7 protein-coding genes are annotated in these 12,630 nt (G+C 67.6%); 1 reads left to right on the top strand and 6 read right to left on the bottom strand.

What is annotated here, in order from left to right; all coding sequences use genetic code 11:
- Positions 1-21 precede the first annotated feature (21 nt).
- The gene (locus ACLB1G_RS22830) at positions 22-2,316 is read right to left on the bottom strand and encodes an FdhF/YdeP family oxidoreductase (RefSeq protein ID WP_491629537.1); all 2,295 of its coding nucleotides are present in this window, start codon (positions 2,314-2,316) and stop codon (positions 22-24) included.
- A gap of 138 nt (positions 2,317-2,454) precedes the next feature.
- Here ACLB1G_RS22830 and xth point away from each other — a divergent pair, with 138 nt between their 5' ends.
- Positions 2,455-3,219: an exodeoxyribonuclease III gene (gene xth / locus ACLB1G_RS22825; RefSeq protein WP_491629536.1), complete on the top strand. Its 765-nt coding sequence runs from the start codon at positions 2,455-2,457 to the stop codon at positions 3,217-3,219.
- Here the strand turns inward: xth and ACLB1G_RS22820 are convergent.
- The 5 genes from ACLB1G_RS22820 to prpB form a co-directional block, all read right to left on the bottom strand.
- Positions 3,216-6,470 carry a bifunctional diguanylate cyclase/phosphodiesterase gene (locus ACLB1G_RS22820; protein ID WP_491629535.1) on the bottom strand — a complete coding sequence of 1,085 codons (3,255 nt, stop codon included), beginning with the start codon at positions 6,468-6,470 and terminating at the stop codon, positions 3,216-3,218. The genes xth and ACLB1G_RS22820 overlap by 4 nt on opposite strands.
- 114 nt (positions 6,471-6,584) lie before the next feature.
- The gene (gene prpF / locus ACLB1G_RS22815) at positions 6,585-7,784 is read right to left on the bottom strand and encodes a 2-methylaconitate cis-trans isomerase PrpF (RefSeq protein WP_491629534.1); all 1,200 of its coding nucleotides are present in this window, start codon (positions 7,782-7,784) and stop codon (positions 6,585-6,587) included.
- A gap of 114 nt (positions 7,785-7,898) precedes the next feature.
- Positions 7,899-10,496, bottom strand: coding sequence for a Fe/S-dependent 2-methylisocitrate dehydratase AcnD (gene acnD / locus ACLB1G_RS22810; RefSeq protein ID WP_491629533.1), 2,598 nt, complete (start codon positions 10,494-10,496; stop codon positions 7,899-7,901).
- Positions 10,493-11,638, bottom strand: coding sequence for a bifunctional 2-methylcitrate synthase/citrate synthase (prpC, locus tag ACLB1G_RS22805; protein WP_491629532.1), 1,146 nt, complete (start codon positions 11,636-11,638; stop codon positions 10,493-10,495). Before prpC ends, acnD begins: the two co-directional genes overlap by 4 nt.
- 10 nt (positions 11,639-11,648) lie before the next feature.
- Positions 11,649-12,548, bottom strand: coding sequence for a methylisocitrate lyase (gene prpB, locus ACLB1G_RS22800; RefSeq protein ID WP_491629531.1), 900 nt, complete (start codon positions 12,546-12,548; stop codon positions 11,649-11,651).
- Positions 12,549-12,630: the final 82 nt, after the last annotated feature.

Raw genomic sequence — 12,630 nt, 5'->3', positions numbered from 1 at the left:
GGCACGCTCCCGGCGGCAGCCTCAAGCCGCATGTGACCTGGCCAGCCGGATGGAAATCGACTTGGCGGCCGGCACGTGGCTGCGCTTCGCATGATGCGACAGCGGCAGCAGCGGATTGCATTCGGGGTAGTAGCCGCCCACGCAGCCGGGCGGCGTGTTGTAGGCCACCAGCCGCAGGCCGTCGACGCGGCGCGCCACGCCGTCGCTGGCCACACCCAGCGCATCGACCTTGTCGCCCTCGGCAAGACCGAGGCGCTGCATGTCCTCGGGCGCCATCAGCAGCACGCGGCGGTCGCCCTTGATGCCGCGGAAGCGGTCGTCCAGGTCGTACACGGTGGTGTTGAACTGGCTGTCGCTGCGCAGCGTGAACAAACGCAGCACATCGCCGCCCACGGGCGCCTGGTCGGGATCCTCCTCCAGCGTGTCCGGCAGGATGAAACGGGCGCGCCCGGTTTCCGTTTTCCAGATCCGTTCCGAGGCCGGCACCGGGCGGCGGAAACCGCCCGGCTGCCACATGCGCGCATTGAAATCGTGGAAAATCTCAGGCCAGGTTTCGGCGATGGCGTCGCGGATGCGGCTGTAGTCATCGACCCAGGCTTGCCACGGCACGGCCGGAGTGTGCGGCAGCAGCGCCTGCGCCAACGCGCCGATGATGGCAGGCTCGGAGCGCAGCTGCGGCCCGGCCGGTTCGGCGCGGCCGCGCGATCCATGCATGCAGCCGGTGCTGTCCTCGACCGAGACCGATTGCTCGCCGCCGGCCTGGCGGTCGATTTCGATGCGGCCCAGGCAGGGCAGGATGTAAGCCACTTCGCCATGCACCAAGTGGCTGCGATTGAGCTTGGTGGAGACTTGCACCGTCAGGCGCAAACGGCGCCAGGCCTGCTCCAGCCGTTCGGTGTCCGGCACGGCGCGCACGAAATTGCCGCCCAGGCCGATGAAGGCGCGCACCGAACCGGCTATCACGCCCTCGCAGGTGCCGACGGTATCCAGACCCTTCTCACGCGGCGGCGTAAAGTGGAACTGGCGCTCCAACTGGTCCAGTGGCGCCAGCTCCGGCTTCTCGGTGATGCCGACCGTGCGCTGGCCCTGCACGTTGGAGTGGCCGCGCACCGGGCAGATGCCGGCCCCGGTGCGGCCCATGTTCCCCCGCAGGAGCAGGAAGTTGACCAGCATCTGTATCGCCTGCACACCATTGCGGTGCTGGGTCAGGCCCATGCCGAAGATGCCGATCACTTTCTCCGCCCTGGCGTAGACGGCGGCGGCCTTTTCAATGTCGGCGCGCGCCAGGCCGCTGATGCGCTCGATCTCGCTCCACGGCGCGGCGCGCACGGCGTCCTTGAACTCCTCGAAGCCGCTGGTGTGCGCGGCGATGAAAGGCTGGTCCAGCGCCCGCGCCGCACCGGACGCCTGCGCTGCGTCATCCAGCGCCAGCACAGCCTTGCACAAGCCCATGAGCGCCGCGCTGTCGCCGCCCGCCATCAGCTGGTGGTACTGGGTGCTGATCGCGGTTTCGGCGCTGCTCAGCATTTCGGTGGGAGACTGCGGATTGGCGAAATGCACCAGGCCGGTCTCGCGCAGCGGATTGAAGGTGATGACTTCGATGCCGCGCCGGCGCGCATCCTGCAGCTGGTGCAGCATGCGCGGGCTGTTGGTGCCGACGTTCTGGCCGAAAAAGAAGATGCAATCGGTGTGCTCGAAATCGTCCAGCACCACGGTGCCGATAGGGACGCCTATGCTTTCCGGCAGCGCCACCGAGGTGCTCTCGTGGCACATGTTGGAACTGTCCGGCAAGTTGTTATTGCCGTACATGCGGGCCAGCAGCTGGTACATATAGGATGCCTCCAGCGAGGCGCGCCCGGAGCTGTAGAACACCACCGAAGGCGGCGCCAGCGCGCGCAGCTCGGCGGCAATGTGCGCGATGGCCTGCTCCCAGCTGGTTTCCACATAGCGGTCGCTGGCCGCGTCCCAGCGCAGCGGCACGGTCAGGCGTCCGGCCGCTTCCAACTCATGGTCGCTCCAGGTTTGTAACTCGGTGACCGAATGCTGGCGGAAGAAGTCCGCGCCGATGTGCTTTCGGGTCACCTCCCAGGCGGTGGCGCGGGCCCCGCTCTCGCAGAATTCGAACGGATGCGGGTTGGCCGGCTTGGCCCAGGCGCAGCCCACGCAGGCAAAGCCGTCCGGCTTGTTCTGGTGGGACAGGATGGCGCTGCCCTCGAACAGCACGTGTTCGCGCAGCAGGGCGCTGCCGACGGCCTTGACGGAGCCCCAGCCGCCGGCAGGATGGTGGTTAGGATCGGGTACGGTGAGCTTGTTCATGGGCTGAAGTCCTTCTCTGATCGCTACAGCGTAGCGGTCCGCAGCGTCCGCCCATATCGGCGCGCATGCAGTGTATGAGTAGGAGGCGGACTACTACTGGCGCTGCGGTAGAATGCCGCCTTTGCTCCGGAACCGAACATGAAACTAGCTACCTGGAACGTCAATTCCCTCAATGTGCGACTGCCCCACCTGCTCAAGTGGCTGGACGAGAACCCGGTCGACGTGCTGTGCATCCAGGAGACCAAGCTGACCGACGACAAGTTCCCGGTGGCCGCCATCGAGGCGGCCGGCTACCACGTGGCCTACAGCGGCCAGAAGACCTACAACGGCGTCGCCATCCTGGCGCGCCAGCCGCTGGCCGACGTGGTGAAAAACAATCCGCGCTACGAGGACGCGCAGCAGCGCATCCTGGCCGCCACCGTGGGCGGCGTGCGCGTGGTGTGCGCCTATGTCCCGAACGGCCAGGCGCCCGATTCCGAAAAATTCCAGTACAAGATGGCCTGGCTGTCCGCCTTCCACGAATGGATACAGGAGGAAGCCGCGCGGCATCCACAGTTGGCCGTGATGGGCGACTACAATATCGCGCCGGAAGACCGCGACGTGCACGACCCGGCCGCATGGGAGGGCATGGTGCACGTGTCGCCGCAGGAGCGCGCGGCGCTGGCGCGCTTGATCGATCTCGGTTTGAAGGATGCGTTCCGCCTGTTCGAGCAGGCCGACAAGTCCTACAGCTGGTGGGACTACCGTGGCCTGGGCTTCCGCCTCAACAAAGGCCTGCGCATCGACCACATCCTGCTGTCGCCAGCGCTGGCGGCGCGCTGCAGCGCGTGCCACATCGACCGCGCGCCGCGCAAATGGGAACAGCCGTCCGACCACGCGCCGGTGGTGGCCACGCTGGACTAGTCCCTCGGCAGCAGCAGCTGGGCGGTCTGGTGCGGCACCGGCTGCGAGAACAGGTAGCCCTGCGCGTACTGGCAGCCCTGGCGCTGCAGCAGCGCGTACTGGGCTTCGGTCTCCACGCCCTCCGCCACCACCGACAGCTGCAGGCTGTCCGCCAGCGCCGTGATGGCCGCCACGATGGCGCGGTCCTCGGCGCTGTGCTCCAGGTCCTTGATGAAGGCCCGGTCTATCTTGATCTTGTGGACCGGGAAGCGCTTCAGATAGGCCAGGCTGGAATAGCCGGTGCCGAAATCGTCTATCGACAGGCGTATGCCCATCGCGTTGATCTGGCCCAGGATGTCCAGGGTCTGCTCGCCATGGTGCATCAGCGCCGTTTCCGTGATCTCCAGTTCCAGCAGGCCCGGAGCTATGCCGGTCTCTTCGAGGATGGAACGGATGGCGCCCGTCAGCCCCCGGTGCATGAACTGGCGCGCCGACAGGTTGACCGCCAGCGGCACCGGCTGCATGCCCTGGCCGCGCCACGCGACCAGCTGGCGGCATGCGGCCCGTATCACCCACTCGCCCACCGGCACGATCAGCCCGGTCTCCTCCATGATGGGGATGAAGCGGTCCGGCCGCACCAGTTGGCCGTCGTCGCGGCGCCAGCGCAGCAGCACTTCCATGGCGTGCAGGCGGCGCGTGCCGATGTCCATGATGGGCTGGTAGTGCAGCTCGAACTGCTCCCCCGCCAGCGCCGCGCGCAGGCTGTTTTCCAGCTCGAAGTGGGCCGCCGCCGCCTGGTTCATGGAGCGCGTGTAGAACTGGTAGTTGTTGCGGCCGGCGCCCTTGGCGTGGTACATGGCGGCGTCGGCCTGGCGCATCAGGGTGTCGACGTCGGCGCCGTCATCCGGGTACAAACAGATGCCTATCGAGGGCGTGATGTGCAGGTTGTGTTCATCGAGCGCGAAACTGCTGGACAGGGATTCCAGGATTTTCTCGGCCACCTGGGCCGCCTCCTCGGTGTGGCGCAGTCCCGGCGCCAGCACCACGAATTCGTCGCCGCCCAGGCGCGCCACGGTGTCGCTGACGCGCACGGCCGCGCACAGCCGGCTCGCCACCTCTTTCAACAGCTGGTCGCCCATCATGTGGCCCAGCGAATCGTTGATGGTCTTGAAGCGGTCCAGGTCGATGAACATCACGGCCAGGCGGCGCTGGCCGCGGGCGGCGGCCGCCATGGCGCGGTCCAGGCGGTCCGCCAGCAGGGCGCGGTTGGGCAGGCCGGTCAGGGTGTCGTGGTAGGCCATGTGGTGCACCCGCGCCTCGGCCTGGCGCCGCTCCACGATCTCGCCCTGCAGCTGGGCGTTGGCCCCGGCCAGTTCGGCCGTGCGCTCCTGCACCCGGCGTTCCAGCTCGTCGCGGGCACGCGCCACCGCCTCGTGCGCCTCGCGCCGCGCGGTGATGTCGTCCACCAACCATACCGAGCGCCCGCGCGGATTGTTCAAATCGATGGGGCGGCCCGACAGTCGCGCCCAGAAGGTGCTGCCATCCTTGCGCACCAGCTCATATTCGGACACGTTGACGCGCCCGGCCTCGAAATCGCGGGCGGTCTCGGCGCGCGCCACGCACCAGGCGTCCTTGTCGGCGTAGAAGGCCTGCACGCTGAGCTGGTTCATCTCGCCCGGCGCATAGCCGAACAATTCCTCCATGCGGGCATTGGCGCGCAGGTTGCGGCCATGCTCGACCATCGAGATGCCCAGCACCGCGCTATCCAGGATGGCCTGGTTTTCCAGCAGCGCGTTGCGCAGCATTTCCTCGTCGCGCCTTTGCTCGGTGCGGTCCTCGACGATCCAGATGGTGCCCTGGGCCGGCTCGGCCGGATTGACTTGGTAGCCGATCAGCTGCGCCCACAGGCGGCTGCCGTCGCGGCGCTGCATTTCCAGCTCGGTCTGGAACGGCTTGCCGGCCACCAGGAACACCTGCGCTTCGGCGCCCAGGCGTTCATAGGCGTCCCGGGTCGGGTACAGGGCGGCGGCCGATAGGCCCAGGCCGGAGTCGCCGTCGTAGCCGAACATTTCGGCAAAGCCGCGGTTATAGCGGGTCAGCACGCGATTCTTGGTGAACAGGATGCTGATCGAGGCGTTGACCATGATGGCCTCGATTTCCATGCGGGTGATGCGGCTCTGGCTGACGTCCTCCAGTATCCAGATGGTGCCGCCGTCGTCGCGGCGATGGTCCACCGCGTGGGCGCGCACCCGGCACCAGAACAGCGAGCCATCCTGGCGGCGGAACTGGTGTTCCTGCTTTTCGAACGGCTGGCCGGCGTCGAGCAGCGGCGCCGCCTCGCGCATGAAGGCGGCGTGCTCCTCCGGCGAGAGGAACACGGTGACGGCCGGCAGGCCGGCCATCTGCTCCGGCAGGTAGCCGAACATCCCGGCCATGCGCGCGTTACAGCTGACCATGACGCCATCCTTGCTGAACAGGATGCCGTCCGAGACGTTGTCCAGGATGGCCTGCTGCTCCAGCAGCAGCTGGCGCGCGGCGTCGGCCGCCATGCGCTGCTCGTGGATATCCTCGATGATCCACACGGTGCCGTCGTCCGGCTGCGAGGGATCGATGGCGCGCCCGAACAGGCGGGCCCAGAACAGTGAGCCATCGCGGCGCCGCAGCTGCCACTCGCAGCTGAAGGACTGGCCGCGCGACAGCGGCGGCACGCAGTCCTGCCCGAAACGGTCGAACTCCTGGTCGGACAGGTGCACGATGCGGCTGGCCTCCCCCTCCAGCTCGTGGCGCTGGTAGCCCAGCATTTCGGCGGCGCGGATATTGCATTCCTGGATGCGTTCGTCGCGCGTGAACAGGATGCCCATGGCGGCGTTTTCCAGGATGGCCTGCTGCTCCAGCAGGGCCTTGCGCAGCGCGCGCTGGTCGCGCTGCAGGCTGGTGGTGTCGTTGAACACCAGGGCGGCGCCCTCGCCGGCCGGCTTGGCCCACACCTGGACCGCCAGGTACTGCCCGCCGGCGCGCGCCAGGAAGCTGTCCCAATGGCGCGCCGCGCCGGCCGGGCCGCACACCTGGTCCAGCTGCAGCCGGATCTCGGAGCGCACGTGGCGCACGAACAGGTCGGCGACCGAGCCGCCCAGCGGGCTGGCGCCCAGCAGCTCGTCCAGCTCGGCGTTGGCGGCCATGACCCTACCTTGCGCATCGCAGATGCAGGCGGGCAGGCCGATCAGGCGCAGGGCCTCGGCCATGCGCTCGGGATGGATCAGGACTTGACTCATGTACACGGCAGCACCCAGGAAAGCACGCTGCCCTTCATGATGGATCAGCAACGTAGTTGACGGATCATAAACCACATTCATCCGCTTGGCCATCTCCGCCACGCCACACCCGGCCTAGTCCAGGACTGGAATCCTTACCCAGCCTTCCATCAATACGCGCGCGCTGCGGCTCATGACGGCCTTGGTCACGCGCCACTGGCCATCCTGCTGCAGCGCGGCGGCGCCCACCCGCAGGGTGCCGGAGGGATGGCCGAAGCGCACCGCCTCGCGCGCGCCGCCGCCCGCCGCCAGGTTGACCAGGGTGCCTGGAATGGCGGCGGCGGCGCCGATCGCCACCGCCGCCGTGCCCATCATGGCGTGGTGCAGCTTGCCCATCGAGAGCGCGCGCACCAGCAGGTCGATATCCCCGGCCGCCACCTGCTTGCCGCTGGAGGCAGTGTAGGCGGCCGGCGGCGCCACGAAGGCCACCTTGGGCGTGTGCTGGCGCTGCTCGGCCTGTTCCGGCGTTGCGATCAGGCCCATGCGCACCGCGCCGTGGGCCCGTATGGTTTCAAAGCGCGCCAGTGCGGCCGGGTCGCCGTTGATGGCGTCCTGCAGCTCGGTCCCGCTGTAGCCCAGCTGGGCGGCGTCCAGGAAAATGGTGGGGATGCCGGCGTTGATCATGGTGGCGCGCAGCGTGCCCACGCCGGGCACCTCCAGCATATCGACCAGTTGGCCGGTGGGGAACATCGCCGAGCTTACCTGCGCCCCGCCGCCCTCTTCCTCTGCCGCCGGGTCCATGAACTCCAGCTGCACTTCGGCGGCGGGGAAGGTCACGCCATCGAGTTCGAAGCCGCCGGTTTCCTGCACCTGGCCGCCCGTGATGGGCACGTGGGCGATGATGGTCTTGGCGATGTTGGCCTGCCAGATGCGCACCACGGCCGCGCCGTCGTGCGGCACGCGGGATGGGTCCAGCATGCCGCCCGCGATGGCGAACGGCCCCACGGCGGCCGACAGGTTGCCGCAGTTGCCGCTCCAGTCGACGAAGGCGCTGTCTATGGACACCTGGCCAAACAAATAATCAACATCGTGATCGGGCCGTGTGCTGGGCGCCACGATCACGGCCTTGCTGGTGCTGGAGGTGGCGCCGCCCATGCCGTCTATCTGTTTGCCGTAGGGGTCGGGGCTGCCGATCACACGCAGCAGCAGGGCGTCGCGCGCCGGACCTGGCGTTTGCGCGGCGGCCGGCAAGTCCTGCAGCCGGAAGAACACGCCCTTGCTGGTGCCGCCGCGCATATAGGTGGCGGGAATCTTGATTTGGGGTAGATAGGTCATCGTAGTGTTATCCGTCACGCGCGTCGCTCCCGCGAACGCGGGAGCCTATGCCGAGTTTGAGGGTGCGTGATCGCATGCTCAGCATGGATTCCCGCGTACGCGGGAATGACAGGGTTAGGCCGCTTGGGCCGATTCCAGGAAGTCCTGGGCGAAGCGCTGCAGCACGCCGCCCGCTTCGTAGATGGAGACTTCTTCCGCCGTGTCCAGGCGGCAGGTGACGGGCACCTCGGCCCGCTCTCCGCTGCGGCGGTGCACCACCAGCGTCAGCGTGGCGCGCGGGGTGCGCTGGCCCAGCACGTCGTAGGTCTCGCTGCCGTCCAGGCCCAGCGTCAACCGGTTCACGCCGGGCGGGAACTCCAGCGGCAGCACGCCCATGCCGACCAGGTTGGTGCGGTGGATGCGCTCGAAGCCCTCGGCCACGATGGCTTCCACCCCGGCCAGGCGCACCCCCTTGGCGGCCCAGTCGCGCGAGGAACCCTGGCCGTAGTCGGCGCCGGCAATCACGATCAGCGGCTGCTTGCGCTCCATATAGGTCTCGATGGCTTCCCACATGCGCGTGACCGTGCCTTCCGGCTCGATGCGGGCCAGCGAACCGGCAATCACCTTGCCGTCGGCATCGCGCACCATCTCGTTCTTCAGGGTGGGGTTGGCGAAGGTGGCGCGCTGCGCGGTCAGGTGGTCGCCACGGTGGGTGGCGTAGGAATTGAAGTCTTCCTCCGGCAAGCCCATTTTGGCCAGGTATTCGCCGGCCGCGCTGTCCGGCAGGATGGCGTTCGAGGGCGACAGGTGGTCGGTGGTGATGTTGTCGCCCAGGACAGCCAGCGCGCGCATGCCGCGCAGGGTGCGCTCGCCTGCCAGCGCGCCTTCCCAGTACGGCGGGCGGCGGATGTAGGTGGTGTGCGGACGCCAGTCGTACAGCGGGCTGGCGGCCTCGCCATCGTCGGCCTGGCGCGCGAACATGGGGATGTAGACCTTGTTGAAATGGGCCGGCTTGACGCTGGCCGCCACGATGGCGTCGATTTCCTCATCGGACGGCCAGATATCGGCCAGCAGCACCGGCCGGCCATCGGCATCCAGGCCCAGCGGGTCCTTCTCGATATCGACGCGGATGGTGCCGGCGATGGCGTAGGCCACCACCAGCGGCGGCGAGGCCAGGAAGGCCTGCTTGGCGTAGGGGTGGATGCGGCCGTCGAAATTGCGGTTGCCGGACAGGACGGCGGTGGCGTACAGGTCGCGCTCCACCACTTCCCGCTGGATGGCCGGGTCGAGCGCGCCAGACATGCCGTTGCAGGTGGTGCAGGCATAGGCCACCACGCCGAAGCCGAGCTGCTCCAGCTCCGGCAGGAGGCCGGCTTCCTCCAGGTACAGGGTGACGGCCTTGGAACCGGGCGCCAGCGAAGTCTTGACCCAGGGCTGGCGCAGCAGGCCGCGGCGGTTGGCGTTACGCGCCAGCAGGCCGGCCGCGATCATGTTGCGCGGGTTGTTGGTGTTGGTGCAGCTGGTGATGGCGGCAATGATGACGGCGCCGTCCGGCATCAGGCCGGGCTGGCGCTCGACCGGGCCGCTGATGCCGCGCGCGGCCAGTTCGCTGGTCGGCACCCGCTTGTGCGGATTGGATGGGCCGGCGATGTTGCGCACCACGGTGGACAGGTCGAAGCGCAGCACGCGCTCATACTCGGCGCCGCGCAGGCTGTCGGCCCACAGGCCCGTGTGGCGGGCGTAGCGTTCGACCAGTTGCACCTGCTCTTCGTCGCGGCCGGTCAGGCGCAAATACTTGATGGTTTGCTCGTCGATGTAGAACATGGCGGCGGTGGAGCCGAATTCGGGCGCCATGTTGGCGATGGTGGCGCGGTCGCCCAGGGTCAGGTGGGCCGCGCCTTCGCCGTAGAACTCCAGGTAGGACGACACCACTTTTTCCTTGCGCAGGAATTCGGTCAGGGCCAGCACGGTGTCGGTGGCGGTGATGCCGGGACCGGGCTTGCCGGTCAGCTCCACGCCTATGATGTCGGGCAGGCGCATCCAGGAGGCGCGGCCCAGCATCACGCTTTCCGCCTCCAGGCCGCCGACGCCAATGGCGATCACGCCCAGCGCATCCACCATGGGCGTGTGCGAGTCGGTGCCGACCAGGGTGTCCGGATAGGCCACGCCCTCGCTGACCTGGATCACGGGCGACATGCGCTCCAGGTTGATCTGGTGCAGGATGCCGTTCCCGGGCGGGATCACGTCCACGTTCTTGAACGCCTTCTTGGTCCAGTTGATGAAATCGAAGCGGTCCTCGTTGCGGCGTTCCTCGATGGCGCGGTTCTTGGCAAAGGCGTCGGGGTCGTAGCCGCCGCACTCCACCGCCAGCGAGTGGTCCACCACCAGCTGGGTCGGCACCACCGGATTGACCAGGGACGGATCGCCGCCCTGGGCCGCGATGGCGTCGCGCAGGCCGGCCAGGTCCACCAGCGCAGTCTGGCCCAGGATGTCGTGGCATACGACGCGCGCCGGAAACCAGGGGAAGTCGAGGTCGCGGCGGCGCTCGATCAGCTGCGACAGCGAGGCGTCCAGCGCGGCCGGGCCGCAGCGGCGCACCAGGTTCTCGGCCAGCACGCGCGAGGTATAGGGCAGCTTGTCGTAAGCGCCGGGGGCGATGCTGTCCACGGCCTCGCGCGCATCGTAATAATCCAGCGCGGTGCCGGGCAGGTTCTTGCGGTAGAGCGTGTTCATTTGCGGTCCTTGAGCGGCACGAAGGGCAGGTCTTCCGGTCCCACGTAGTTGGCGCTGGGGCGGATGATCTTGTTGTCGATGCGCTGCTCGATGATGTGGGCGGCCCAGCCCGAGGTGCGCGAGATCACGAACAGCGGGGTGAACATGGCGGTCGGCACGCCCATCATGTGGTAGGACACGGCCGAGAACCAGTCCAGGTTGGGGAACATCTTCTTCACTTCCCACATCACCGATTCCAGCCGTTCGGCGATGTCGTACATCTTCATCGATCCCGCTTCCTCGGACAGGCTGCGCGCCACTTCCTTGATCACCACGTTGCGCGGGTCGGAGATGGTGTACACCGGGTGGCCGAAGCCGATCACCACTTCCTTGTTGGCGACCCGGCTGCGGATGTCGGCTTCCGCCTCGTCCGGATTCTCGTAGCGCTTCTGGATCTCGAAGGCGAATTCGTTGGCGCCGCCGTGCTTGGGACCGCGCAGCGCGCCGATGGCGCCGGTGATGGCCGAGTGGATGTCGGAGCCGGTGCCGGCAATCACGCGGCCGGTGAAGGTGGAGGCGTTGAACTCGTGTTCGGCGTACAGTATCAGCGAAGTGTGCATGGCGCGCACCCAGCTCTCGCGCGGCTGCTGGCCGTGCAGCAGGTGCAGGAAGTGGCCGCCGATGGAGTCGTCGTCGGTCTCGACCTCGATGCGCTTGCCATTGTGGCTGTAGTGGTACCAGTACAGCAGGATGGAGCCGAAGGAAGCCATCAGGCGGTCGGCGATGTCGCGCGCGCCGGGGACGTTGTGGTCATCCTTCTCGGGCAGCACGCAGCCCAGCACCGAGGCGCCGGTGCGCATCACGTCCATGGGGTGGGCCGACGCGGGCAGCGCCTCCAGCGCCGTCTTCACCGCTTGCGGCAGGCCGCGCAGGGAACGCAGCTTGGCCTTGTAGCCGCGCAGCTCGGCCTCGGCCGGCAGCTTGCCGTGCACCAGCAGGTAGGCGATTTCCTCGAACTCGCAGGTGGTGGCCACGTCCAGGATGTCGTAGCCGCGGTAGTGCAGGTCATTGCCGCTCTTGCCGACCGAGCACAGGGCCGTGTTACCGGCCGCCACGCCGGACAGGGCCACGGATTTTTTCGGTTTGAAGGTGGTCTCGTTCATGGGAATCTCCTTATTTTTTCTGGGCTGCGTTCTGGGCTGCAAACAGCGCATCCAGTTTTTGTTCGTAGCTGTGGTAGTTGATGCGCTCGTACAGTTCGGCGCGGGTCTGCATGGTGTCCACCACGTTCTGCTGGGTGCCGTCGCGGCGGATGGCGCCGTACACATTCTCGGCCGCCTTGTTCATGGCGCGGAAGGCCGACAGCGGGTACAGCACCAGGCCGACGTCGGCGCCGCGCAGCTCGTCCACGGTGAACAGCGGCGTGGAGCCGAACTCGGTGATGTTGGCCAGGATGGGCACCTGCACGGCGGCGGCGAACTGCTTGTACATCTCCAGGCTGGTCATGGCCTCGGGGAAGATCATGTCGGCGCCCGCCTCCACGCAGGCCACGGCGCGCGCGATGGCGGCGTCCAGGCCTTCCACCGCCAGCGCGTCGGTGCGGGCCATGATGACGAAGTTCTCGTCGGTGCGGGCGTCGACGGCGGCCTTGATGCGGTCCACCATCTCCTGCTGGCTGACGATTTCCTTGCCGGGACGGTGGCCGCAGCGCTTGGCGCCGACCTGGTCCTCGATATGGGTGGCCGCTGCGCCGAACTTGATCAGCGACTTGACGGTGCGCGCCACGTTGAAGGCGGAGGCGCCGAAGCCGGTGTCGGCATCGACCAGCAGCGGCAGCTCGCACACGTCGGTGATGCGGCGCACGTCGGTCAGCACGTCGTCCAGGTTGGAGATGCCCAGGTCGGGCAGGCCCAGCGAGCCGGCCGCGACACCGCCGCCGGACAAGTAGATGGCCTTGAAGCCGGCGCGCTGCGCCAGCAGGGCGTGGTTGGCGTTGATGGCGCCCACCACCTGGAGTGGGGATTCTTCTAGTACGGCTTTGCGGAAAGCGGCGCCGGCGGAATGCAGGGTCATGGTGTGGCCTTTCTGGTTTGCGTGGCCAATTTAGTGCAAAGCCTGTGCCAAGCCCCGGAATCTTTCAAATCAAGCACTTAGA

The organism is Duganella kummerowiae (assembly GCF_053572355.1).
Note: the sequence above shows the minus strand (reverse complement) of the source record. Positions and strands in the feature narration are given on the sequence as shown.